18 protein-coding genes and 1 tRNA gene are annotated in these 23,819 nt (G+C 66.2%); 9 read left to right on the forward strand and 10 right to left on the reverse strand.

Going from position 1 to position 23,819, the window contains the following annotated elements:
* Positions 1 to 117: 117 nt before the first annotated feature.
* On the reverse strand, positions 118 to 1,566 hold the full coding sequence (locus tag J1N60_RS02540; RefSeq protein ID WP_425499316.1) for an ATP-binding protein: 1,449 nt from the start codon (positions 1,564 to 1,566) through the stop codon (positions 118 to 120).
* Between the two features lie 422 nt (positions 1,567 to 1,988).
* On the opposite strand from J1N60_RS02540, the gene mptA reads away from it, so the two are divergent.
* Complete coding sequence (gene mptA, locus J1N60_RS02545) at positions 1,989 to 2,924, forward strand: GTP cyclohydrolase MptA (protein ID WP_312910449.1); 936 nt, start codon at positions 1,989 to 1,991, stop codon at positions 2,922 to 2,924.
* Between the two features lie 193 nt (positions 2,925 to 3,117).
* Complete coding sequence (locus J1N60_RS02550; RefSeq protein ID WP_312910451.1) at positions 3,118 to 4,782, forward strand: hypothetical protein; 1,665 nt, start codon at positions 3,118 to 3,120, stop codon at positions 4,780 to 4,782.
* Between the two features lie 29 nt (positions 4,783 to 4,811).
* On the opposite strand, the gene J1N60_RS02555 is transcribed toward J1N60_RS02550, so the two are convergent.
* The 3 genes from J1N60_RS02555 to J1N60_RS02565 form a co-directional block, all read right to left on the reverse strand.
* Positions 4,812 to 5,618 carry an ABC transporter ATP-binding protein gene (locus tag J1N60_RS02555; RefSeq protein WP_312910453.1) on the reverse strand — a complete coding sequence of 269 codons (807 nt, stop codon included), beginning with the start codon at positions 5,616 to 5,618 and terminating at the stop codon, positions 4,812 to 4,814.
* A gap of 62 nt (positions 5,619 to 5,680) precedes the next feature.
* A complete protein-coding gene (locus J1N60_RS02560; RefSeq protein ID WP_312910455.1) occupies positions 5,681 to 6,484 on the reverse strand; it encodes a TrmB family transcriptional regulator in 804 nt (267 codons plus the stop codon).
* A 79-nt stretch (positions 6,485 to 6,563) separates the two neighbouring features.
* Positions 6,564 to 8,261 (reverse strand): DUF255 domain-containing protein, encoded by a 1,698-nt coding sequence (locus J1N60_RS02565; protein ID WP_312910456.1) that lies wholly within the window; start codon positions 8,259 to 8,261, stop codon positions 6,564 to 6,566.
* A 396-nt stretch (positions 8,262 to 8,657) separates the two neighbouring features.
* Between J1N60_RS02565 and J1N60_RS02570 the strand changes: the two genes are divergently transcribed.
* Positions 8,658 to 8,741, forward strand: a tRNA-Leu gene (locus tag J1N60_RS02570).
* A gap of 535 nt (positions 8,742 to 9,276) precedes the next feature.
* Here J1N60_RS02570 and ggt read toward each other — a convergent pair.
* Positions 9,277 to 11,106: a gamma-glutamyltransferase gene (ggt, locus tag J1N60_RS02575; protein WP_312910457.1), complete on the reverse strand. Its 1,830-nt coding sequence runs from the start codon at positions 11,104 to 11,106 to the stop codon at positions 9,277 to 9,279.
* A gap of 310 nt (positions 11,107 to 11,416) precedes the next feature.
* Between ggt and asnB the strand changes: the two genes are divergently transcribed.
* Positions 11,417 to 13,285, forward strand: a complete 1,869-nt coding sequence (asnB, locus tag J1N60_RS02580) for an asparagine synthase (glutamine-hydrolyzing) (protein ID WP_312910458.1) — start codon at positions 11,417 to 11,419, stop codon at positions 13,283 to 13,285.
* A gap of 117 nt (positions 13,286 to 13,402) precedes the next feature.
* Here asnB and J1N60_RS02585 read toward each other — a convergent pair whose 3' ends face one another.
* Positions 13,403 to 15,361 (reverse strand): ATP-binding protein, encoded by a 1,959-nt coding sequence (locus J1N60_RS02585; protein WP_312910459.1) that lies wholly within the window; start codon positions 15,359 to 15,361, stop codon positions 13,403 to 13,405.
* A 182-nt stretch (positions 15,362 to 15,543) separates the two neighbouring features.
* Between J1N60_RS02585 and J1N60_RS02590 the strand changes: the two genes are divergently transcribed.
* Together J1N60_RS02590 and J1N60_RS02595 are read left to right on the forward strand one after the other, a co-directional pair.
* Positions 15,544 to 15,807, forward strand: a complete 264-nt coding sequence (locus J1N60_RS02590) for a hypothetical protein (protein WP_312910460.1) — start codon at positions 15,544 to 15,546, stop codon at positions 15,805 to 15,807.
* 53 nt (positions 15,808 to 15,860) lie between these two features.
* A complete protein-coding gene (locus tag J1N60_RS02595; RefSeq protein WP_312910461.1) occupies positions 15,861 to 16,391 on the forward strand; it encodes a GNAT family N-acetyltransferase in 531 nt (176 codons plus the stop codon).
* 14 nt (positions 16,392 to 16,405) lie between these two features.
* On the opposite strand, the gene nadC is transcribed toward J1N60_RS02595, so the two are convergent.
* Positions 16,406 to 17,275, reverse strand: coding sequence for a carboxylating nicotinate-nucleotide diphosphorylase (nadC, locus tag J1N60_RS02600; protein WP_312910463.1), 870 nt, complete (start codon positions 17,273 to 17,275; stop codon positions 16,406 to 16,408).
* Positions 17,276 to 17,467: 192 nt separating this feature from the next.
* On the opposite strand from nadC, the gene J1N60_RS02605 reads away from it, so the two are divergent.
* Positions 17,468 to 18,616, forward strand: a complete 1,149-nt coding sequence (locus J1N60_RS02605; RefSeq protein WP_312910465.1) for a mechanosensitive ion channel family protein — start codon at positions 17,468 to 17,470, stop codon at positions 18,614 to 18,616.
* A gap of 39 nt (positions 18,617 to 18,655) precedes the next feature.
* Here the strand turns inward: J1N60_RS02605 and J1N60_RS02610 are convergent, their stop codons facing one another.
* Both J1N60_RS02610 and nadA read right to left on the reverse strand, forming a co-directional pair.
* Positions 18,656 to 20,188 (reverse strand): L-aspartate oxidase, encoded by a 1,533-nt coding sequence (locus J1N60_RS02610; protein WP_312910467.1) that lies wholly within the window; start codon positions 20,186 to 20,188, stop codon positions 18,656 to 18,658.
* Positions 20,189 to 20,191: 3 nt separating this feature from the next.
* The gene (gene nadA / locus J1N60_RS02615) at positions 20,192 to 21,325 is read right to left on the reverse strand and encodes a quinolinate synthase NadA (RefSeq protein ID WP_312910469.1); all 1,134 of its coding nucleotides are present in this window, start codon (positions 21,323 to 21,325) and stop codon (positions 20,192 to 20,194) included.
* Between the two features lie 174 nt (positions 21,326 to 21,499).
* Between nadA and gfo6 the strand changes: the two genes are divergently transcribed.
* Positions 21,500 to 22,579, forward strand: a complete 1,080-nt coding sequence (gene gfo6 / locus J1N60_RS02620) for a D-xylose 1-dehydrogenase Gfo6 (protein WP_312910471.1) — start codon at positions 21,500 to 21,502, stop codon at positions 22,577 to 22,579.
* Between the two features lie 228 nt (positions 22,580 to 22,807).
* Here gfo6 and J1N60_RS02625 read toward each other — a convergent pair whose 3' ends face one another.
* Positions 22,808 to 23,203, reverse strand: coding sequence for a hypothetical protein (locus J1N60_RS02625; protein ID WP_312910472.1), 396 nt, complete (start codon positions 23,201 to 23,203; stop codon positions 22,808 to 22,810).
* 114 nt (positions 23,204 to 23,317) lie between these two features.
* Between J1N60_RS02625 and J1N60_RS02630 the strand changes: the two genes are divergently transcribed.
* Complete coding sequence (locus J1N60_RS02630) at positions 23,318 to 23,710, forward strand: nuclear transport factor 2 family protein (protein ID WP_425499318.1); 393 nt, start codon at positions 23,318 to 23,320, stop codon at positions 23,708 to 23,710.
* Positions 23,711 to 23,819 lie beyond the last annotated feature (109 nt).

Here is a 23,819-nt window from a genome sequence, read left to right on the forward strand (position 1 = left end):
ACACGTCGATACGAGGTACGGTATCTCGAGTCGGGAATACGTCGCGGCCAGTGATCGTGGTCGTGATCGCAGTCAGTGGTCGCGGTGAGTGGTCGTAATCGCAGTCAGTGGTTACGATCAGTGATCGTGATCGTGGTCGTGCGAGTGCCCACCGTCGCTCGCCGCCCCCAGATCTCCGCCGGCGACCAGCGCCTCGTGATCGCCGTCGATCATGTCCATGTTCTTCAGGTTGTCGCGCTCCTCGAAGTCCTGGACGGCCTCGAGCAGGTCGTCCTGGGTGAGCGTCGTCCGGTTCTCGGTCAGGGCCTCGAGGACGGCCTCCCGCATGACCATCCGGAGGTCGCTCCCGGTCATCCCCTCGGTCGCGTCAGCGACCGCGTCGGGGTCGAACTCGTCGATGTCCATCGCGTGGGTGATGACCCGGAGGATGTCCGAACGCATTCCGGTGTCAGGTTTGGGGAAGTTGACGATCTCGTCGAAGCGCCGCCACGCCGCGGCGTCGAGCTGGTCGGGGTGGTTCGTCGCCCCGATCAGGAGGACGTCGTCCTGAATGAGCGAAACGTTGTCGATGCTCTTGAGCAGGGTGTTGACCGCCCGCTTGAGCGCGGCGTGTTCGTCGCTCCGTCGGGTTTTCGCGACGAAGTCGAACTCGTCGATGAACAGGATACACGGCGAGAGCCGCTTTGCCACCTCGAACGTCTTGTCGACGTTCTTGGCCGTCTCGCCGAGGTACTGGCTGGTGATCATCGAGAGTTTGACCTCGACGAACGGCAGGTCCATGTCGTGAGCCAGCGCGCGGGCCGTCGACGTCTTCCCGGTGCCCGGCGGCCCAACGAACAGCAGTTTGCCGATCTCGCGCAGGCCGATCTGGGCGAGGTAGTCGCGATGCTCGATCGCTTTGGCGATCTTCTCGATTTCGGACTCCTGGTTCGGCGTCAACACCAGGTCGTCGAGGGTGATATCGACCTCCTCGGGGGCGCGCACCTCGACCAAGTCGAGCATCTCCTCTTCTTCCTCGTCGGCGAAGTACTCCTGGAGCAGGCCGTCGATCCACACCCGGTCGGCCTGGATCGGACGGTTCTGCTCGCGGGCAGCCTCGTAGTCCACGTCGAAGGCGAGCCCCTCGCGTCCCTCGAAGTGCTTCGCGAGTGTCGGGTTCGCCTGGATGCGGTCGGCGTCGGTTCGCTCGAGGTACCAGCGCTCGGCGAGGTCGCGTTCGGTGAGCGAGATCGACCCCGAAAAGTCGTCGCGCTCGGTGAACATGAGGTCGCTAACGGCGTGCCACGGGCGGTCGACGCCGGTCGCCTCGCGGATGGTCGTGGTGGTGGCCGACAGCGGGCGGGAGATGCCACCACGGTGACGTCGGTCGCGGCCGGAACCCGCGCCTGCGCTCGCGGCGTCGCCCGAATTGGATGTGTCGTCGGTGTCGTCAGTCCCACCGGCGGCGCCCGTCCAGAAGACCCGGCGGATCGCCGGCGGGAGGTCGTTTTCGTCGAGAGAACGGTCGTTCGAGTAGATGCTCGCCGTAAGCAGGAACTCGACGACCTCGAGCGCCGGAGTACTCATTCGCTGCACCTAGTCACCACACGCCCTTAATCCCGTCGTCACGGCCGCGACGCGACGGCCGTCGTCGAGTCTTGGGAGGTTGTTCCCGTTATCGACGGTCCGAGAGTCCACGAACGCCGTCGCTCGAGGAACGTGACGGCGTCAAAATTCCCTTCATAGCTTTACCTTGTGACCAGAACCACTTAAAGGGGAGAGGAGTGCTACCGAGGGACACGGGCTGCCCAGCGCAGTGGCTCGCAATAGAGAACGACGCCAAAATGCCCTTCATAGCTCTACCTTGTGACCAGAAGTACTTAAAGGGACGACCGGAGCTCTCGCTCGCCCGAAAGCGAGGGGTCGAGCGTACCGGAGTCCCCGTCCGTGAGTTCGACAGGCTAGCCCCTTCCGAAAGGCCTAATCGCGTTCTGGCCCGAGTGCAACCAATGAGTCACCAGTTGCCCGACGTGCAGGCAAACGCGCCCGACGTCACCGTCGGACTGAGCCAGGTCGGCGTCACCGGCGTCGAGAAACTCGTCAAGATCGCCCGCGAGGACAAACGCCCGCTCGTGTTCACGGCGGAGTTCGAGGTCTTCGTCGACCTCCCCGCCTGGCGCAAGGGCGCGGACATGAGCCGCAACATGGAGGTCATCGACGAGACCCTCGAGGAGGCCACCCGCGAGGAGGCCTACCGCGTCGAGGACGTCTGCGGCGACGCTGCCGAGCGCCTGCTCGAGAAACACGACTACACCTCGAAGGCTGAAGTCTCGATGGAGGCCGAGTTCATGCGCCGCGAACAGACGCCGGCGAGCGACCGCGAAACCCAGCACACCGTCGACGTCATCGCCTCCGCGACGGCCACCGAGGAGGGAACCCGCGAGGAAGTCGGCGCCCGCGTCGTCGGCATGACCGTCTGTCCGTGTTCCCAGGGGATGTCCGTCGCGCGAGCGAAGCAGAAACTCGAGGACCTCGACGTCCCCGAGGCGAAGATCACTGAGTTCTTAGACGAGGTGCCCCAGCCGGGTCACTCCCAGCGCGGGCACGCGACGCTCACGATCGAATCCGAGGGTGCGCCGGACGTGGACCTGAACGACGTCATCGACGTCGCCCGGGACTCGATGAGCGCGCACATCTACAATCTCGCGAAGCGCCCCGACGAGGACCACATGACCTACGAGGCCCACAGCGACGCGAAGTTCGTCGAGGACTGCGTCCGCGCGATGGCCGAGGGCGTCCTCGAGCAGTTCGGCCACCTGCCGGACGACGCGGTCGTCCGCATGTCCCAGTCGAACGACGAGTCGATCCATCAGCACAACGCACACGCCGAGCGCGTCGTCGACTTCGCGGCCCTGCGGGCGGAAGCGAACGGCGACGACCAGTAGCGAGGTGACAGCGGACCGAACGATTTACGCGGGCGGCCCGCACACGGGGACCTATGTGCCGCCCCCTGATTCGGAGCCCACTTCGGAGGTCGCTCGAGCCGAGTTCTCGATCGCTTGAGCCGGGACTCCATCCGCTCGAAGCAGAACCTCATCCGAACGTGGCGGGCCCCCGTTCGCTCGAGGTGACGATCTGATGGGGTTCGTTCCCCTCACGATCGCCACGACGGAGTACCGGCGAACGGTTCGAACGGTCGTCGGCGACCGAACGAAGCTCCTCCTGAGCGTCGGAATCATCCTGGTCGCGCTCGGCCCAATGATGGCCGTCGGCCTCCTCCTGTTGCCGGTCGCGGGCGAAGCACTGGCCGCGGGACCGATCGAACCGATCGCGGGGTTCACTGTCGCGGACATCGTCACCGGCGGCATCGCGACGGCGTGGGTCGGACTGGTCGCGTTCGCGACAATCCGCGTCGTCTCGACGGTGGCCGACCTGGACGAGCCTGCACTCGTCCTGACGGCAACCCCTATTCGAACGCTCGTCGTCGGCCTCGTCGGTTCGGAACTGCTGGCCTTCGGAACCTGGTTGCTCCCGATTTCGGTGCTGCTGTCGGGTGCATTCGCCTACGGAACGGGCACGGTCTGGCCCGTTCTCGTCGCCCCGGCGACCGTCGCCGTGTTGTTCCTGTCCGCGTTCCCAGTCGGGTTCGCCCTCGGCGTCGGAATCCGCCACCTCATCACCGTCTACGAGCCGATTGCGCGCTACCGCACCCCAATTCTCGTCCTCATCGGCGCGGCCTACTTCGGATCGATCGCCCTCGGCTGGTTCGACCAGGTCACCGGCGTCCTGTTCGACCTCCTCGACGGGACGCCCCTCGGCTGGCCCGGCCACCTCCTGCTGGCGGGACTCCCGAACGTCACGTTCTCGATGCCACACGCCGTCGCCGGCGTCGTCGGTTCGGGGGCGCTCGCCGCACTCGCTATCGTCGTCGGCACCCGTCTGGCCGCGATCCACTGGCGATCCGATCCGTTCCGCGAGGACGAAGACGAACGCGTCGTCGCGGACCACTCCGGCGAGAGTCGACTCGCGAGCCTGCTCGAGCCAGGGCTGAGCCAGCCGGTTCGAACCGTCGCCGTGACGGCCCTCCGCCGGACGAAACGCGCGCCCGTGCGCCTGCTGTACGTCGCCTACCCGCTGTTCATGGCGGCATTCTTCGTCCAGGAGATCGCTCGAGCGGGGACGATTCCATCCTATATCGCCGTGCTCACCTGCCTGTACGTCGTCTGGGGCGCCGGCGCGTTCGTCTCGCTCAACCCGCTGGGCGACCTCGGGCCGGCGCTCCCGGCCGTCCTCACGTCGACGGTCTCGGGTCGACAGGTGGTCGCCGGTCGACTCGTCGCGAGCGCGCTCGTCGCCGTCCCCGTCGCCGTCGTCGTCAGCCTCGCCGTCGGCCTCGTGAGTCCACTGTCGCTCGAGCGGGTCGCCCTGCTGGTTCCCGCGACGGTGGTCGGCGCCCTCGCCGCGCCCGCGCTGGCGGTCGGAATCGGCTCGCTGTTCCCCCGATTCGGCAGCGTCACCATCTCCTCGAACCGGGAGGCGGTCATGCCGAGCAAGTCCGCGTTCGTCGCCTACACGCTCGCACTCGCAATCCCCATTGGGGCGTTCGGCATCATCTACACCGACGCCGCCGACACGGTCGCGGCGGTCGCGACGGCACTGGTCGCGATGGCACCGGTCGTCGAACTCTCCGTCCCGAACGCCGCCGTCCTCGCGCTCGCCTGGCTCGCGCTCTTCGCGGGGCTCGCCGGACCGGCGCTGTCGGCCGGCTACGCCGTTCGCACGTTCGACGAGTACGTCAGCTGATCGCGGTCAGGCCAGGATCGGATCCAGACTCAGGCTCGTTTCTCGGCACCCCGAACCGCCGCCTCGCTGTCGTCGGTGATCTCGAGGAAGGCGTCCTCGAGGCTCCCGCTCTCGCCAGTTTCGGCCCGGGACTTCAGCGTCTCGGGGTCGCCCTCGGCGACGAGGGTTCCCTCGTGGAGGACACCGATGGTGTCGGCGAGTTCGTCGACCACCGAGAGGATGTGCGTCGAGAGGAAGATGGTCATCTCCTGGTCGGCCAGGTCCGCGATGGTGTCCCGCATCGTACGGGCCGCACGCGGATCCAGCCCGCTGGTCGGCTCGTCGAGGAAGGCGACGGCGGGTTCGTGGAGGACCGCCTGGATCACGCCGACTTTCTGGCGCATTCCCTTCGAGTAGGCGTCGATGCGCTTGTCGGCGTCCTCGAGCAGGTCGAAGCGCTCGAGGAGGGACTCGATGCGCTCGCTCGCTTCCGCTTTCGGGAGGTCCCGCAGGCCCGCGACGTACTGGAGTTGCTCGCGGCCGCTAAGTTCGTCGTAGATCGGCGGCTCCTCGGGCAGGTAGCCGATGTGCGGGGTGACGGCGTTCCGGTCGGTGACGTCCTGACCGGCGACGCGGGCCGTCCCGGACGTGGGACGGGTGAGCGTCGTCAGCATCCGCATCGTCGTCGTTTTGCCGGCTCCGTTCGGCCCGAGAAAGCCGTAGACGGTGCCGCGGGCGATTTCGAGGTCGAGGTCCGAGACGGCGGTCTCCTCGCCGTAGCGCTTGGTCAGGCCTCGAGCCTCGATTGCGGGGGAAGAGGGAGGGATCGACGAGTCGGCGGGTGACGTGGGGGACATACGCCGCCGTTCGCGCGTTCGGTCCTAAAGTGTTGCTGATGTTACCCGATTTGGGTCCCGACTCAGAACGAGAGCGGCGTCGCCTCCTCCCACCGGGGGAGGAACTTTTCGTGGACGTCAGCGGCAAACTCCGGGTCCTTGAGGTCGATCATGCCGAACGCCTCGCCCGATCCGAGCGGGTTCGGCACCTGGATCACCACCTCGACGTCGTCGATGACGTTGAACGACCCACGGACGTCCTCGTTCGTCCGAACCGCGAAGTCCTCGCGCTCTTGCAGGGCCTCCTGGTATCGGCGCCCGACAGTCGGCGAGAGGGCGTTGACCAGGCTCCGACTCATCAGCACGTTCACCGAGACGCCGCGGTCGAGGGCCGCCTCGAGGTGAGCCAGCACCTCGTCGCCGACCGTCCGGATATCCACCTGCGGGGAGGGGTCGGCGGCGACCATCACGATGTTTCGGTCGGCCGCGGCCAGGCGCTCGAGCAGGAGGTCGATCGTCTCGTCGGGACCGACGGCGGCCGTCCAGAACTGCTCCTCGACGGGTTCGGCCGCGTCGAGTTCGTTCGCGAGGTCGTCGACGATGGACTCGTACTGGTCGGCCTTCTCCTCGAGTTCGCGCTTCTTGTCCTCGAGCAGGCGGTCGAGGGCCGTCGCCGGTTCGACGGCGACGTACTTCTTGGGTCGGCTGGCCGTCTGACTTCGCACGAGGTTGTACTGTTCGATGCTGTTGAGGACGTCGTAGATTCGCCCCATCGGTACGTCGCTCGCGCGCGACAACTCCTTCGCCGTTGTGGGACCGGTGTTGAGCAGGGCCCGGTACGCCCGTGCTTCGTACTCCGAGAGGCCGAGGTCCCTGAGTGTGGCCATACTACGTCCTCGAGAGGCGACGTCCATAAACGCTTGGATAGTTTGACCGTCCGTCGAGTTCCCGCGAAGGGGAGAGAACCTACACCAGGAGGTCTGAGACGCGATCGCTCAACTCCTCGGGCGTTGTCGCGGGGTCAGTTGCTTGCGACCCGCGTTCGGCGACCGCCGCACCCTCGGGCACGTCCGAGACGTCAGCGGCGCCGGGAACGACGACCTTCTCGTGATCCGCGATGCGACAGGCCGCCCGGTGGAGGTCCGAACCCGCCGGCGCTCCGATCCTGATTACGAGCGATCCCTCGAGCACGCGCGTTGCCACGCTCGCGTAGCGGGCGACCTGTACCGAAAAGCGATCGCTCGCCCCGGCGAACGCCTCGAGCGTCTCGCGAGCCACCCGTTCGTACCGGTCTTCGCCCGTGATCGCCGCGAGGTCGAGCAGGGCGTCCGCGAATTCGACGTTCGCGTCGAGCGGCCGCAGGGGGCGCTCGAGCAATCCCGCCCCGGATTGAGGGCCGTCGACGAACGAGTCGCCGACCCGGAGCCGGTCGATCGTCGCGTCGGCGACGGCGACCGCGTCGTCGACGGTGTCGGCACCGAGGATCGCTCGCGCCCTCGTCAGTGCCTGTAGAACCCGGGCCTGGTCGGCGAGCAGTCCGCGCTCGCTCTCGACGTTCCATCCACCGTCGGCTCCGGCCGATCGATAGTGGGTGACGACGCCGTCCTCGAGCAGCCCGTCTCGAAGCGTCTCGAGGGCGCGTTCGGCGTACCGGCCGGCGCGCTCGTCGTCGGTGTAGGCCCGGTAGGTGCATAGCGCGTCAATCGCGAGCGCGTTCGCTCCCGCGAAGACGGTTTCGTCGACGGGGGGCTGGTCGGCAGCCTCGCGGTCGCTCGCCTCGAGGACGTGGGATTCGGGGTCGCCAGGGGCCTGGCTGCCGGCGAAGGCGCCGCCGAGGAACTGGTCGTCCCCGTCCTCGCCACTTTCTGGCACCCACAGCGTCGTCGTCAGGTACTCGAGCGCGCGCTCGGCCGGCTTTCGGTAGCTGTCCTCGCCCGTGTAGAGGTAGGCATTGGCGAACGCCCGCAAGAGCGCTGCGTTCGAGTCCAGGAGCTTCTCGTGCTGGAGGCCCGACCAGTCCCTGCCCGTCGCGAAGCGGTAGAATCCGCCCTCGTACTCGTCGAGCAGGTTGGCCGAGACGGCGTCGAAGCACCGCAACGCCATCTCCCGGTCGCGCTTGAGCGCGAACTCGAGGGCGTCCGGCAGCGGGAACTTCGGCTCCTCGCCCCAACCGCCGGCGACTTCGTCGTACTGGTCGGTGAGCTGGCCCAGCATCTGGCGCTCGACGTCCGCCGTGAGCTGCCCCGCCGGCGGTTCGGTGTCCTGCAGCGGCCGCGGGATCGACCCCGCCTCGGCACCCTTCGTCTTCCACGTCGTCCGGACGCTGTCGAGTACCTGCCGCAGGCCGTCGTGACCGAGGTAGCCCGCGCCCGTCAGGATCGAGCCGTCGGGGGCGAGAAAGACCGTCGAGGGAAACCCGCCCATGTTGTACCGGTCGCGCACCCGCGGATGGCAATCGACGTCGACGCGGACGGGGACGAACCCGTCGTTGACGTTGGCCGCGAGCGTCGGGACGGCGTAGGTCTCGGCGTCCATCTCGTGACAGTGGTCACACCAGGTCGCCGTGAGCGAGAGCAAGACTGGGACGTCCTGGTCGGCCGCCTCTTCGAAGGCGTCGGTCCCCCATTCGCGCCACTCGACCCGCGTGACGTCGTCCGTTTCCATACTCGAGCAGTGACTCGTCGCGGGTGTAAGGGCTTCGAACGCAGGTAGGCGGGTCGGTCGACGGCGTAGCTCGCTCGCGTCGCTCGCGGAGAGCGACCAGTGAGACGAAACCGACACCGAAACGCACAACCCCTATCGGTGGCAATCCTCGAGTGCATTCTGTGCGAGGGTAGCCAAGCAGGCCAACGGCGGTGGGCTTACAACGCCGGGACCTTTTGCTGCGCATCGCTCACTCCGTTCGCTTCGCTGGCAAAAGCTCCACCAAAAGCCGTCGTCACCCTCTTCGAGGGTTCCTCGGCCCGCTCGCTCACGTCGCTCGCGGGGAGCGACCAACGAGACGAAACCGACACCGAAACGCACAACCCCTATCGGTGGCAATCCTCGAGTGCATTCTGTGCGAGGGTAGCCAAGCAGGCCAACGGCGGTGGGCTTAAGACCCGCTCTCGTAGGAGTCCTTGGGTTCAAATCCCAACCCTCGCATCGCTGTGCGAGCAACTCGCGAGCAACAGCGATCGACCGATTGGGTTTGAATCAGGGAGGTCGCAGTCTCGCGAACGAAGTGAGCGAGAACGTCCGACCGTGGTTCAAATCCCAACCCTCGCACTCGTCACGAACGCTGGTGAGTGACGAGTGTGAGACGCGGGATTTGAAGTAGAGAAGTAGCAGCGCCGAGCAACTCGAGGCGTGCCACCGTCGAATCCAAGCGAAGACGATCGGTTTAACGAGCGTTGCTCGTCCGGATACCGTTCTACCAATTGCTGGGTTTCGTCGGCGTAGTAGTTTCGGAAAAGCTGGTCGAAGGGGTCGACTATCGTATCCCCTACCCCCATTTCCGACCCCATACCAGAAGCGTCGTGGCCGCCCCAGCTACGTGTGCGTTAGCCGGGATGTCCAGTAGGCAAGGCGGGCTGTCCAGCCGTCCCCTCGACCCGATCCTCACTCGGCGAGGTTTAAAAAATCGTGTCGGTGACAAGGCGGCGTCGAAGTCGATGGGGGTACCGTCTCGCAGTGGCCTTTAGGTCCGTCTCTGCCCACCTCCAGCACGCTCGAGGCCGACGGCCTGGCCATCGCGATTGGGATCGGCCGCACCGGTCAACGCGTCCGTCCCGATATCGATCACCTGGACGTTGCCGAGGCTACTGGGGGTGGCGTCCCACTCCTGACCCCACTCGGCTGTGGTCTGACGGGCCTCTTCGGGGACGCCCGCGTCCCAGCTGATCCCCCCGCAGTAGTGGGTGTAGATGCTCGGCTCCGTGATCGCGGCCAGCGGCTCGAGCCCGTAGACGTACCGGAAGAGGATCGCCTGCATCGTCGAGGTGATGATCCGCCACCCGCCGGGTGAGCCGGCGGTGAACTCCGGAACGCCGTCGCGCAGGACCATCATCGGGCTCATACTGCTCATCGGGCGCTTCCAGGGCTCGGGCTCGTTTGGCCCGCCCGGCGTGCGATCGAAGTCGGTGAGTTCGTTGTTGATCATGAAGCCGCGGCCGGGCACCATCTTCCCCGAACCCATGAACTGCTCGATCGTCGAGGTATAAGAGACGGCGTTGCCCCATCGGTCGACGACCGAGAAGTGAGTCGTCTGTCCGTCGGTACTGATTCGGTTGGGCTCTCCACCTCCGAAACAGCCCTCGGTCAAGACCGACTGCCCGAGTTCGATCAGGTCCGCGCGCCCCTGGAGGTAGGCATCCGAGAGCAGGCTATCGATGGGGACGTCGACGAATTCGGGGTCACCCATGTGTTCCATTCGATCGCCCCAGGCGACGATGATCGCCTCGGCGAGCAGATGGTACATCTCCGGCGATCGACGTTCGTAGGTGTCGATCTCGAGGAACTCGAGGAGTTTGAGGATCATCGAGACGATGGTCGGTCCGGAACTGGGCAGCGGCTGGCCGACCAGTTCGACGTCGTACCACTCCGCGCGGACAGGGTCATCGATGGTGACGTCATACTGGGCGAGGTCAGCCTCGTCGACGGCGTGCTCGGGCTCGCGAGCGTGGCGCTGGATCTCGGCGGCGAGATCCTCACCGATTGGCCCTTCGTAGAAAGCCTCGGCGCCGTCGCGTTTGATGCGCTCGAACGTCTCGGCCAGGTCGGGGTTGGTCATGGTGTCGCCCGCGGTGTACAGCGCCCCGGACTCGTCGCTGAAGGTCTCGAGGGCTGCCTCGTTGAACTTCTCGGTGTTGGCGGCGATCTGCTCGGCGAGGAACCAGTCGACCGTGAACCCGTCGCGGGCGAGTTTGATCGCCGGCTCGATCAGGCGCTGACGCGAGCAGCTCCCGTAGCGTTCACGCGCCGTCTCGAGGCCTTTCAACGTCCCGGGGACGCCCATCGCTTCGCCCGTCTGGATCGCCTCCCCGAAGGGGAGTTCGTTCCCGTCGTCGTCGAGGAACATCTCGGGGGTCGCCCCCTGGGAAGCGCGCTCGCGGCTGTTGACGGCCTCGACCGTATCCGATTCGGCGTCGTAGACGACCATGAAGCCGCCACCACCGATACCCGACCCGTGGGGCTGGGTGACGTTCAGCGTGTACTGGAGGGCGATCGCCGCGTCTATCGCGTTCCCGCCCTCCCGAAGGACGCGAGCGGCGACGCCACCGGCGATCGGATCGACCGTCGAGACCATTCCGTCGGCAGCGGTGACCTCGCGGCCACAGGTGAAATGGGGGTGATCACAGCTGAACCCGGCGACGTCGGTGACCTTCTTTGTGGTGGCGGTGGCCGGCTGGGTGCCGACGGTGAGCGCACCTGCAGTCGCTCCCGTGAGCGCAAGGAACCGTCGGCGGTCGAGCCCTGCGTCGGTCCCGCTTCGCTGCTCCGCCTCGCGTCGCTCATGCTCTCTCGACATGATACGACCACAGACATTATCGACAATGAAAACTTTTTTGTCAGAACACAATCGTTGATAAATATACGATCGATAGATGACAGGAAGGGCGTGGATCCGAGCTCTCGCACCCGTGACGAACGCTGGTGAGTGACGAGTGCGAGACGCGGAGTTTGAACCAGGGAGATCGCGTTTTGCGAACGGTGCTCGAGGAACGCGACGTTCGGTCCTTCATCTCGAACCCACAGTCACCCGTCGAACACATATCAGGTAACGACTACAACGCGGTAGCGACGACATAACAACGACCGAAACGCCGAATGCCGTTCGTATGTGTGGCATCGTTGGTGCGTACGGTCGGGTCGACGAGGAGACGCTCTCGTCGATGCTCGAGTGGATCGAACACCGAGGACCCGACGACGAAGGCAAGTATATCGACCGCGACGCGGGGGTAATGCTGGGGGCGCGACGCCTCGCAATCGTCGACCTCGAGGGCGGCTCCCAACCGAAGTGGAACGAGGACGAGACCGTCTGCGTCGTCTTCAACGGCGAGATCTACAACCACGACGAGTTGCGAGCAGCCCTCCGGCGGAACGGCCACCGCTTCGAGAGCCAGTCCGACACCGAGGTCCTGGTCCACCTCTGGGAGGCGTACGGCGACCGGATGCTCGATCACCTCGAGGGCATGTTCGCCTTCTCCATATGGGACGCTACGTCGCAAACGATCTTTCTGGCTCGCGATCGGATGGGCATCAAACCGCTGTACTACGGGCGAACGGACGCGGGCTACGTCTGGGGGAGCGAGCTCCCGGCGCTCCTGATCGGCGGCGTGAATCGATCCATCGACCCCGCGGCCGTCTTCAACCACTTCTCGCTCGAGTACGCGCCGGGCTCCCAAACGCTCCTGCGGGACGTCCGAAAGGTGAAGCCGGGGCACACCGTGAAGATCGGCCCCGACGGCGTTCGAGAGCGCGAGTACTGGAGTTTCCTCGACGTCGAGACCGGCAGCGCGGCGACGAGTTTCGCGGACGCCGCCGACCGACTGTCGACCTTACTCGAGCGATCCGTCGAACAGCGTCTCATGGCGGACGTCCCCGTCGGGGCGTTCCTCTCGGGTGGCCTCGATTCCTCGGCAATCGTCGGCATCGCCTCGAGCCTCCGGGACGAGCCACTCGACACCTACTCCGTCGCCTTCAGCGACGAACGCTTCGACGAGAGCGCGGAGGCTCGCCTCGTCGCGGATCACTTTGGGACGAACCACCACGAGGTGCACGTCGACCTCTCCTCGATGGACGTGTTCGACGACATGATTCGCCACCTCGGCGAACCGACCGGGCACCTGCAGATGCTGCCGCTCTTCTTGCTCTCCCGGCGCGCCCGCGAGGACGTGAAGGTCGCCCTGGCCGGCGAGGGCGCCGACGAACTGTTCGCGGGGTACTCGCGGTACCAGCAGGCTCCCCAGTACAAGCGGAAGGTCGACTTCCTCCCGAAGTTCACCCACGACGTCGCCGGCGCCGTCGCCACGGTGGCGCCCGTCGGTTCCAAACACCTGCAGTACTACGCCTGGCTGAAGGACAACACCGAACTCGTCCTCCACAACACCTGCGGATTCATGCCGTTCCGTCCCGAGCCGGACGACTTCCTCACCACGGGCGAGACCGCCGAGACGTCGGGCCTTCGCTCGAGCGTGAGTCAGGTGACGAGCCGGGTCGAGGACCCGACGCCCGAACAGCACATCTCGGCGTTCGAGACGAGCCAGACGCTCCCGAACTTCCACCTGTTCAAGGCCGACCACACGAGCATGGCCCAGTCACTCGAGCTCCGGGTTCCGTTCCTGTCGACCGACGTCGTGGAGTTTGCCCACTCGCTCCCGATCGAGTACAAGGCGACCGACCAGGACGTCAAGCGCGTGCTCAAACGTGCTGTCAGCGACCTACTTCCCAGGGAGATCCTTGAACGAAAGAAGATGGGGATGCGACCGCCCGTCGAGGACTGGTTCCGGGGGGACCACGACGCGATCGAACGGTGGTTCGACCGCAGGCGCCTCGAACAGACGCCGTACGTCGACGCGGACAGGGCTACGGGGTTGCGGGATCGCCACCGTCGCGGCGAGGAGTCGGTCGGACGAACGCTCTGGCTGATCCTCACCTACGTCGCGTGGTATCACACGTTCATCGACGAGGAGACGGCTATCGTCTGAGCCTCATCGACGAGGAGACGACTATCGTCTGACATCACCGACAGGGGACGCCATCGTCTGACCTCACCGACAGGGGACGCCATCGTCTGACCCAAAACGATTTCGGACAGTCTCGAGTTACTCCTCGACTGCTGGAAGCGTAAACGAGAACGTCGAGCCTTCGCCGGGTTCGGACTCGACCCAGAGACGCCCGCCGTGACGTTCGACGATTCGCTGACACAGCGCGAGGCCGATCCCGGTTCCGGCCTGTTCGTCGTGACTGTGGAGGCGCTGGAACACCTCGAAGACCCGATCCTGATCCTCGGGATCGATGCCGATCCCCTCGTCGCGAACGGAGACCAGCCATCGCTGGCCGCGTCGATCGGCCGTCACGCGAATGCTCGGAGGTTCGTCACCACTGTAGGCGATCGCGTTCGAGAGGAGATTCTGGAACACCTGCCGTAACTGGCTGGCGTCGCCTTCGACGCGAGGCAACGGACCGACCGCGAGCTCGGCTCCGCTCTCCTCGAGCTGGATATGGAGGTCCTCGATCACGTCCTCGACGACCGCCTCGAGGTCGACCGGTTCGAGCGGATCGCCCTGGGCATCTACCCGGGAGTACTGGAGCAGACCGTCGATCATCTCGCGCATCCGATCGGCACCGTCGACGGCATACTCGAGGAACTCCTCGCCGTCCTCGTCGAAGTCGTCGCCGTAGCGCCGTTCGATCAGCTGGAGATAGCTCGAGACCATCCGCAGGGGCTCCTGGAGGTCGTGACTGGCGGCGTAGGCGAACTGCTCGAGGCGCTCGTTCGATTCCTCGAGTTTTCGCTGGCGTTCGACCTGTTCGGTGACGTCTTGAGCGATGGTCATCCCGCCGAACACCGCGCCGCCGTCGTCGGTGAGCGGAACGGCACGAATAATCCACTCCCGATGGGCGTACTCCACGTCGACCGTTCGCGTCTCGCCCTCGAGGGCGTCCCGGAACGCCGACTCGAGCGTCTCGCCGACTTCGTCCGGCCACGCCTCCCTGACGAATTGCCCCTCGAGGTCGCTCGAGGAGACGGGCAGGTCCTCGAACCCCCGTCCCGCCGCGAGCGTGTACCGGAGGTCGTCGTCGAACATCGTGACGATCCCGTTCGGGAAGTTCTCGGCGAGGGTGCGGTGGCGCTGTTCGGACTTCCTGAGCCGTCGCTGATGTCGCTTGCGCTCGGTGACGTCTCGATCGGAGACGATGATCGAGACGACGTCGCCGTCGTCGTCGGTCACCGGTCTGAAAGTCCCGTTGAGGGTGTAGCGTTCACCATCTGGCCTGGTGAGGTCGGCCTCGAACTCGACGTACTCGCCCGCTGCGGCGCGTTCGGTCCACTCCTTTACGTCGGCCCGGACGTCGTCTCCCTCACCCCACCACGGCGTCTCCCAGAACAGTTCGCCGGTCACGTCGGCGAGGTCGGCGTCGATGTACTCCATCGCCGTCTGGTTGATGTCCATCACCGTCCCGTCCGGCTCGAGCAGCCCGACCAGGATGTTGGGATCCTCGAAGATGGCCTGGAATCGCCGCTGTGTCCGCGTGTTTTCGATCGCCGTCGCGAGCACGTTGGCGACGCTCTGAACGAAGGTCGCGTCGTGCTCGGTGAACTCGCGCGCGTCGGTCGTGTGGACACCCAGGACGCCCCAGGGGTCGTCCACCGACCCGATGACGACGCTCACGCCGCTGCGGACGTCGTGATCGGTCAGCAGGTCCGGCCCGGAGAATCGCTCCTCCGTGTGGAGGTCATCGACCACGACCGGTTCTTCGGTCAGGAGGGTGTAGCCAGCCTGGGAGTCCTGGTCGGTCGGCACCGTCGCGGTTCCCGCCAGTCCGTCGTCCCAGCCGACCCCCTGTCGAAGCAAGACCGCCTCCCCGTCGGGAAGCAACTCGAGAACTTTGGCGTACTCGGCGTCGAGCGTCTCGACGAGTGCGACCGTCGCGTCGTGCATCAGTCGATCGAGGTCGTCGGTCTCGAGCCCCTGCTGGCCGAGTTCGGCGATGGCTTCCTGCTGGCGGATGTAGGCGGCAAGTGCCGGATCTGCGTCTCCGTACGGAGATGACGGCATTCACCCCTAAAGACCGCCGCGAAGCGTAAAAGCACTTGCATCAGCGACAGAACCTGTCAGTTCCGGCGTCCGGGGCGAGTCGTCTCTCTGGCCCCGGAACCGAGGCCGCGGCCGGAATCTGCAGGGACGACGGTTTCACGGCCACCGCGCCTATCTTCACGATGAAACGAGTCGAAAACGCCATGGACGACCAAAATAGCGGATCAGAACGGACGACGAGCGGAAATCGAATCCGCGAGAACCGAACCGCCGTCGCCGTCGTGGGGACTGCGCTCGCCGTCGCCGTCGCGAGCTGGCTGCTCGACCGGCTCGGCGTGTTCGATCTCACCGACCTTCGGCCGCCGGGGATCGAGGACCTCCCGTTGTTCGTATTGCTCGGCGGTCTCGTCGTCGTGGTGGTCGCCTGGAGCCTCTGGCGGCTCGGCGCGATACTCGAGCTCAGGTGACCGCTCGCGAGCGATTCGACGGCTCTTTCCGCTCTCCTGACCGTGCCTCGAGTATGTCCCGTCTCGACATCCGACGGGCGACGGGCGCGGACGCCCCCGCCATCGCGCGGCTCTACCGGCAGGCCTACGCGAGCGCCGCTCAACTCGGGTACCCCTCGCGAATGACCGAAATTGACGCCGAAACCGTCGCGGAGTGGCTCGAGCGCGAGGCCGTGACGCTGGTCGCGAGCGCCGACGGCACGGCAGCCACCGGCCCTGCGGCAGCCTCCACCGGCTCCGACGCCTCCACTGACGAAGACGAGTTCGTCGGCACCGTCCGTCTCCTTGAGGAACGCGACGAACCGTACCTCGAGCGGCTGGCGGTTCATCCCGACTGGCAGGGCGAAGGGGTGGCGACGATGCTCGTCGACCGCGTCGAGGAACTCGCTCGCGAGCGCGAGTACGACTGCGTCCAGTTGACGACGTTCGACGAACACCCGTTCCTCCTCGAGTGGTACCGCGAGCGCGGGTACGAACCGACCGAGTACCACGAGTCCTCGCGTCACGACTACGCGTTCGTCTCGATGGAAAAGGCGCTCGAATGACCGGCGTCAAGCACCTACGACGGAGACGAAGGTCCCGTCCGAAAGGAGAGATCGAGCGACGGCGCGGAGTGCGTCAGCGACCCCATCGAGATCACGTCGACGCCCGTCGCCGCGTACGCGGGCACGGTCTCGAGGGTGATCCCGCCGCTGGCTTCGGTCAGCACGCGGTTGGCACCTGTACTGTCGCCGTCCCCAACTCGGAACTCGCCGTCCTCGAGCGCCGCCAGTGCCTCCTCGACCGTTTCGGGATCCATGTTGTCGAGCAAGACGATATCGGCTCCAGCCTTGGCCGCCCGAACTGCCTGGGCGGGCGACTCGACTTCCACCTCGATCTTCGTGGCGAAGGAGACGCGCTCGCGGAAGTGGGAGACGGCCGCATCGAGCCCCATCTCGGCGACGTGGTTGTCCTTGACCATGACCATGTGCGAGAGGTCGAGGCGGTGGGTGTCGCCCCCGCCGGCGACGACGGCGCGCTTCTCGAGTCCCCGGAGACCGGGCGTGGTCTTCCGGGTCGCCGCAATTCGGGTGCGCCCCGACTCGCCGCCCTGGCGGGCCGCCTCGACCGCGCGAGCCGTCCGCGTGGCGATCCCCGAGGCGTGACCGGCGAGGTTGACGGCGACGCGTTCGCCGCGCAATACGTCGCGAGTCGGACCCTCGACGCGGAGCACGACGTCGCCGACGTCGACCTCGGTACCGTCCTCGAGAGCCTCCAGCACGTCGACGTCGAGGTACTCGAACACGCCGCACGCGGCCTCGAGGCCAGCGACGGTGCCCGCCTCCTTGGCGACGAGGCGACCGGTCGTCTCGCCTGGAACGTCGTTCGTCACGTCGTGGTGGCCGAGGTCCTCGCGGAGCCAGCGGTCGATGTGTAGGTCGGAGATCATGCGAGTGTCGTTCGCGGCTGCGCGTTCCTGGCGAATAAAAGCGCCCGTTTTCGGCGGGTCGGCAGGCGCGTCGACAGTTCGAAGATCGGCGATTCCATCACACTCTCAGAGCTGACAATTTGGCTGACAACTCGAAAATCCTTACGTTCAGGGGAAGGAAACAGTTACGTCCACCACCACCCAGTCTCTGTCATGATAGACGCGCTCCTCGGTTCGCTCGCTGCGCTGTTCGAGGAGGTCCCCGCCTGGCAGGCGACCCTCTTGCTCGTCGGCATCTCGTTCGGTATCGCCGCCCTCCTCGAGGTCGTGATCCTCCGGACGCTCCTGCGCTACACCAGTCGAACGAAGACCCAGTACGACAACATCCTCGTCCAGGAACTTCGGGCGCCAGTCGTGCTGACGGCCGCGCTGGCGGGCGTCTACGTGCTCACGCAGATCCCGTCGGTCACCGAAAACGTCCTGCTTACGACGGCACAACTCGACACGTTCTTCGGGAAGCCGTCGCTGTCGGTCATCGTCGTCGCCTGGGCGTTCGCGTCGAATCGTCTCGTCAACCGGTTCGTCGAGGAGGTCAAGGACAAGGGCTCGCGGTTCGACTTCGCGCCGGTCTTCTCGAACGTCTGGACGCTGATCGTGGTCGTCGGCACCATCGGTATCCTGCTGTCGCTGTGGGAGTACAGCATCTCGCCGCTGCTCGGCGCGGCGGGCGTCGCCGGCATCGCCGTCGGTTTCGCCGCCCGGGACACCGTCGCCAACTTCTTTGGCGGGATCGCGCTGTACTTCGACGATACGTACAAACTCGGCGACTACATCGAACTGGATACCGGCGAGGCCGGCACGGTCGTCAAAGTCGGCGTCAGGTCGACGACACTGATGATGCGCGACGAGGTGCTGATCACGGTGCCGAACGCGGCGCTGAACGCCGCGAAGGTCATCAACCAGTCGGCTCCCAACCGTCGGCGGCGGCTCAAAGTCCCGATCGGCGTCGCCTACGGGACGGACATCGACGCGTTCGAGGAACTCGTCCTGGAACTGGCAGACGAGGAACCGCTCGTCCTCGACTCGCCGAAGCCCCGGATGCGATTTCGTTCGTTCGGCGACTCGGCGCTCGAGTACGAACTGCTCTGCTGGGTGGCGTCACCGACTCGCGCCAACAAAGCCCGACACAAACTCAATCGAGCGATGTACAAGGCGCTGAACGCCGCGGAGATCGAGATTCCGTTCCCCCAGCGCGACGTCACCGTCCACCAGGCCGCCGTTCCCGTCCCCGGCGAGAGCGACGTGCCAGATCCATCGCCGCCGTCTACGAGCGGCACCAGGACGGTCGCTTCGGAACGGTAGACGCCGGACTCGAGGCAGAGGTTTTCGAGAGCGCGTCGACTACCGTGCGAGCGGCGCGTCGTCGACGACGTAGTGACACCCCGCCGACTCGGAATTTTCCCGGGCTGCGCGGGCGATCAGAAGCGCGGTCACGCTCGCGTTCCGGAGTTCGTACAGGTCTCGCGCCGTGCGCGTCCGGACGTAGGCGTCGACCTCGCCCTTGAGCCGTCGGAGGACGCCGGCGGCGCGGGCGACGTCTTCGAGATCGCGCTCGAGGCCCAGGTGCTCGTCCATCGTCCGCTGCAGGCGGGCGAACTTCTCGGCGGCGAACCGTGGCGGGAGGGCGGGGTCGCTGTTTCGAAGGGTCGGTGCCTCCACCATTTCGGCGTCGGCGTCGAGCCCCGCCGCGTGCTCGCCCGCACGAAGTCCCCAGACCAGTCCCTCGAGCAGGCTCGTGCTCGCCAGTCGGTTCGCGCCGTGGACGCCCGTCCGGGCGCACTCACCGACGGCGTAGAGGCGCTCGAGCGAGGTTCGCCCGCGGTCGTCGACGTCGATCCCGCCACAGAGGAAGTGCTCGCAGGGGGCGACCGGGATCTCGTCGTCGGCGACGCCGCGGTCGTGACACTTCTCGGCGAGTGCGGGGAACTCCGTCTCGAACGCGACGGGCCCTACGTCCAGGACGACCTCGCCCGTGGCCTCGCGTTCGGTGGCGACGGCGCGGGCGACGACGTCACGCGGGGCGAGTTCGGCGTCGGGGTGGTACTCCGGCATGAATCGCTCACCGTCGCCGTTTCGCAACAGTGCCCCCTCGCCGCGGAGGGCCTCCGAGAGGAGGAAGGGCTCGCCGCTTCCCGCGTACGCCGTCGGGTGAAACTGGACGTACTCGAGGTCGGCGACGTCGGCCCCCGCGAGGGCGGCCATCGCGATCCCGTCGCCGGTCGCCCCCTCGGGATTCGTCGAGCGAGCGTACAGCGAACCGACGCCGCCGGTGGCGAGGATCGTGGTTCCTGCGTAGATCGGGTGGCCCGTGGGGTCGCTGTCGGTGACGACGCCGTGGACCCGCCCCTCGTGGGTGAGCAACTCGAGGGCGGCGGTGTCGTCCCGGACCTCGATGCACTCGTGGTCGTCGACGTACTGGAGGAACGGCCGGAGGATGTGCGTTCCCGTCGCGGCGTCGACGTGCAGGATTCGCTCCTCGGAGTGGGCGGCCTCGCGAGCGTAGTCGAACGTGCTGGCACCGTCGCTTCCGCTGGCGCCGTCGCCCGTCGAGTCGAAGTCGATCTCGAGCGTCTCGAGCAACACGTCCTCGACGGCAGCGTCGGCGTTCTCGACCAGGACGTCGACCGCGTCGGGATCGGCAGTGCGGTCGCTGGCCGCGAGAATGTCGGCTTTCAGCGCCCGGGGATTGCCGCGGGTCGTCGAGATACCGCCCTGGGCCCAGTCGGTGCTGGCGTCGTCGGGTCGTGCGGCTTTGGTCACGAGGCACACGTCGGCGCCTTCCCGTACCGCGGCGAGGGCGGCCGCACAGCCCGCGATGCCGCTGCCGACGACGAGGACGTCCGCGGTATCCGGTGTGGCTGATTCGTCACCCATCGCTCACACCTCGAGCATCCGATCGAGGGCGACCTTCGCCAGCGCTTTCTCTTCGGGGGCGACCTCGATCACGTTGCGCTCGCGGCCCTCGACGAGTTCCTCGAGGACCCAGGCGAGGTAGTTGGGGTCGATCTGACGCATGGCGTTGCAGTCCATGCAGGCCTCGCCACACAGCGGGAGGACGTTCACCTCGGGGTGCCAGCGCTGGAGGTGGTTCGTCAGGTGGATTTCGGTACCGATGGCCCAGGTGTCGCCGGGGGCGGCGCTTTCGACCGTCCGGCAGATTTCCGCCGTGGAGCCCGCTTTGTCGGCCGCCTCGACGACCTCGCGGCGACACTCGGGGTGGACGATGACCTTCGCATCCGGATTCTCGTCGCGAACCCGCTCGATGTGCTCGACCCGGAAGCGCTCGTGGACCTGGCAGTAACCCTCCCAGCAGATAATGTCGCTCTCGGCGACCTCGGCCGGATCCTTCCCCGCAGGGTCCCAGGGGTCCCACTCGGCGATCCGGTCTTCCATTCCCAGCCTGTAGGCCGTGTTCTCTCCGAGGTGCTTGTCGGGCAAGAAGAGCACCTTGTCGCCGCGTTCGAACGCCCACTCGAAGGCACGATGGGCGTTCGAGGAGGTGCAGACGAGGCCGCCCTGATCGGCACAGAACGCCTTCAGGTCGGCGTAGGAGTTCATGTACGTGATCGGGATGATATTCGCTTCTGGTGCGGCCGCGGTGATTTCGGCCCAGGCGGCGTCGACCTGGAGGGCTTCGGCCATCCCGGCCATCGGGCACGACGCCTCCATGCTCGGCAGGATCACGGTCTGGTCGTCGTCGGTGATGATGTCCGCGCTCTCGGCCATGAAGGTGACGCCGCCGAAGACGACGTACTTCGCGTCGCTCTCGGCGGCCTCGACCGATAGCTGGTAGGAGTCGCCCACGAAATCCGCGTGCTCGACGATCTCTCGACGCTGGTAGTTGTGCCCGAGGACGACCACGTCGTCGCCCAGTTCCGCGAGCGCCGCCTCGATCCGCGCCGTTCGCTCATCGGCTTCGAGGTCGCGATACCTCGGTGGTAATTGCTCGAGATTGTCGTACTTGAACAGACTGAGTTCGGTATCGAGGTCTGCCGTATCTAGTGTAACCATAATCGTCTCTCGTCTCTAGAGAGAGCTCATACCCCAGTATTGAAAATATTTTTCCTTCAAAGAGGTCGAGTGCAGACCTATGTTCCGATAACGTTCGCCAGCCCCGAGGACTGGTCGGGTGTCAGTCGGACACGAGGGCACTGCGCCTATTTCCCTGGCTCACCAACACCCGCTATGGAACTCGAGGAACACTTCAGGGAGATCACCCGTCGCGACTGGGAGCAGGAATCGGTCGACGGGACGGTCAGGATCGCCATCGTCGGCGTGGGCGGGTTCGCGCGCAACCGGGCGCTCCCGGGAATCGAGGCCGGCGAGTACTGCGAGACGACCGCCCTGGTCACGAGTTCGCCGGAGTCGGTGGCGGCGGAATCGATCGCCGCCGACGTCGACCACTGCATCGACTACGACGCGTTCAAGTCGGGCGACTACGCCGACGCCTACGACGCCGTCTACGTCTCGACGCCCAACGCGCGCCACGGCGAGTATGCCATCGCGGCCGCCGAGCAGGGCGCTCACGTCATCTGCGAGAAACCGCTCGAGACGAGCGTCGAGCGCGCCCAGGCGATCGTCGACGCCTGCGAGGACGCCGGCGTGACGCTCATGACCGCCTACCGCCACCAGACGGAACCGATCGTTCGCCGGGCGCGAGAGGTCGTCGCCAACGGGGTGGTCGGCGACATCGTCCAGATTCACGCCAGTTTCTCACACCCGCTACTCGAGGAGACCGACCCCGACACCTGGCGCCTCGATCCGGAACTGGCCGGCGGCGGCGCGCTCGTCGACCTGGGCATCTATCCGCTGAACGGCATCCGGTTCCTGCTCGAGTGCGAACCCGTCTGCGTCTACGCGAACACGTACACCGAGCCCCCGTTCGAGCCCGTCGACCGGGACGTGGCCTTCCAGTTCGAGTTACAGACCGGCGCGACGGCCTCCTGTACCGCCAGCTACGACGCTCACGCGAGCAGTCAACTGAAACTGGTCGGCACCGATGGATCGGTCCTGGTTTCCTCGCCGTTCGGCGGCGTCGTCCCCCACGAGATTCGCGTCGAGTACGACGACGTATGCATGGAGTACACCGGCGAGCCCACCGACGAGGTTCGCGAGGAGTTCGATTACTTCGGCTACTGCGTGCTCACCGGGACGACGCCCGAGCCCGACGGCGAGGACGGCGTGGCCGACCTCGCGGTGGTCGAGGCGGCCTACGAGTCCGCGGACGAGCGGTGTGAGGTTTCGGTCGACGTCGATCGGACGTGAGGCCATCACTCGAGCGTTCGCGGGTCTTCGCTCGAGCGTTCGTGGACCATCATTCGAGCGTAAGGTCCGTCGTTCGATCGGGAGTCCGCTACTCGAGCACCCGAGTGCGAGTACACGTTGGGAGTATGAGAGCGAATGCAAGCGTGAGCGAAGATCGACCGTTCGCGCGTCGACGTCCAGGTCCGAACCGTCGAACGGAGCCGGCACGAGGCTGACGACGATCCGCAATCAGCGGTTTCGAAGTCGCGCGAGTACCCCATCTACCCCGCTGGTCTCGGTCGTCCCGTCCTCGGCTGACTCCGCACTCGAGCCCTCTTCGGCTGACTCGACGCTCGAGCTCTCTTCCTCGCTCTCGTCGGACGGGTCGTCGCTGCGACCGGGGAGCCGGCGCCGAAGCCTCGTTCGCGGACCGCTGGTGAGTCGTCCGATCCACGATCGCGGGCCCCCGACCCGTCGCAGGAGGAGATTCGGCGCGAAGAGCGCAGCGAGTCCGCAGACGAACACGAAGCCGCCGAACAGGTATCGCCCGTCGGTGACGAAGAGAACGCCGGCGACGAACATCGGCCCGGCCAGCGAGAGGCCGAGGCCGACCTGCAGCATCCACAGAATGCCCGGGTTTTTCATCGCCCGAACGTTTGGGTCGGAGGTTCTTGTTCCTCTCGGCCCGCCGTCAAGGACGTCGGTGGAACTACAACGAATCGTCCACAACGACGAACCGTTCACAGGAGGTGCCGCGCGTTGTCTGATCTCCCGACAGCTGGCTCGGCACCGATACGCGCTTACATGCCCTCGAGCCACCCACCCACGCCGACGCCGGTCGAGCGCTACTACGACGCCCTCGATCGCCACGAGTACGACGCCCTCGAGTCGATCCTGAGCCCGACGTTCGTCCAGGAACGGCCCGACCGTCGGTTCGAGGGACGGGACGCCTTCGTTCGGTTCATGCGCGAGGAGCGACCGAGCCCCGACACCGCCCACGTCATCGACGACAGTACCGGCGACGGGAACACCGTCGTGGTCGAGGGACGCGTACTCGAAGACGGGGGCGACGGCGACGCGCTGTTCGCGTTCGTCGATACGTTCACGATCGAGAAGGGGTCGATCGTCCACCTCGAGACGCGGCTTCGGTGACGTAGGACGCGGGACGCGAGACGATCGGTCGATTCTCGAATCCGTCTCGCTCGGACCTCGAGAAGCCTATTCCGTGGTTTCCACTCCGAGACACCCCCTCCGACGCGTT

It is taken from the genome of Natronosalvus caseinilyticus (assembly GCF_017357105.1).
In the GTDB taxonomy this organism is placed as follows: Archaea; Halobacteriota; Halobacteria; order Halobacteriales; family Natrialbaceae; genus Natronosalvus; species Natronosalvus caseinilyticus.

Bases quoted from the DNA above. Each gene is read 5' to 3' on its own strand.
- J1N60_RS02540 (WP_425499316.1), bottom strand. From the start codon at position 1,566: ATGAGTACTCCGGCGCTCGAGGTCGTCGAGTTCCTGCTTACGGCGAGC.
- mptA (WP_312910449.1), top strand. From the start codon at position 1,989: ATGAGTCACCAGTTGCCCGACGTGCAGGCAAACGCGCCCGACGTCACC.
- J1N60_RS02550 (WP_312910451.1), top strand. From the start codon at position 3,118: ATGGGGTTCGTTCCCCTCACGATCGCCACGACGGAGTACCGGCGAACG.
- J1N60_RS02555 (WP_312910453.1), bottom strand. From the start codon at position 5,618: ATGTCCCCCACGTCACCCGCCGACTCGTCGATCCCTCCCTCTTCCCCC.
- J1N60_RS02560 (WP_312910455.1), bottom strand. From the start codon at position 6,484: ATGGCCACACTCAGGGACCTCGGCCTCTCGGAGTACGAAGCACGGGCG.
- J1N60_RS02565 (WP_312910456.1), bottom strand. From the start codon at position 8,261: ATGGAAACGGACGACGTCACGCGGGTCGAGTGGCGCGAATGGGGGACC.
- ggt (WP_312910457.1), bottom strand. From the start codon at position 11,106: ATGTCGAGAGAGCATGAGCGACGCGAGGCGGAGCAGCGAAGCGGGACC.
- asnB (WP_312910458.1), top strand. From the start codon at position 11,417: ATGTGTGGCATCGTTGGTGCGTACGGTCGGGTCGACGAGGAGACGCTC.
- J1N60_RS02585 (WP_312910459.1), bottom strand. From the start codon at position 15,361: ATGCCGTCATCTCCGTACGGAGACGCAGATCCGGCACTTGCCGCCTAC.
- J1N60_RS02590 (WP_312910460.1), top strand. From the start codon at position 15,544: ATGGACGACCAAAATAGCGGATCAGAACGGACGACGAGCGGAAATCGA.
- J1N60_RS02595 (WP_312910461.1), top strand. From the start codon at position 15,861: ATGTCCCGTCTCGACATCCGACGGGCGACGGGCGCGGACGCCCCCGCC.
- nadC (WP_312910463.1), bottom strand. From the start codon at position 17,275: ATGATCTCCGACCTACACATCGACCGCTGGCTCCGCGAGGACCTCGGC.
- J1N60_RS02605 (WP_312910465.1), top strand. From the start codon at position 17,468: ATGATAGACGCGCTCCTCGGTTCGCTCGCTGCGCTGTTCGAGGAGGTC.
- J1N60_RS02610 (WP_312910467.1), bottom strand. From the start codon at position 20,188: ATGGGTGACGAATCAGCCACACCGGATACCGCGGACGTCCTCGTCGTC.
- nadA (WP_312910469.1), bottom strand. From the start codon at position 21,325: ATGGTTACACTAGATACGGCAGACCTCGATACCGAACTCAGTCTGTTC.
- gfo6 (WP_312910471.1), top strand. From the start codon at position 21,500: ATGGAACTCGAGGAACACTTCAGGGAGATCACCCGTCGCGACTGGGAG.
- J1N60_RS02625 (WP_312910472.1), bottom strand. From the start codon at position 23,203: ATGAAAAACCCGGGCATTCTGTGGATGCTGCAGGTCGGCCTCGGCCTC.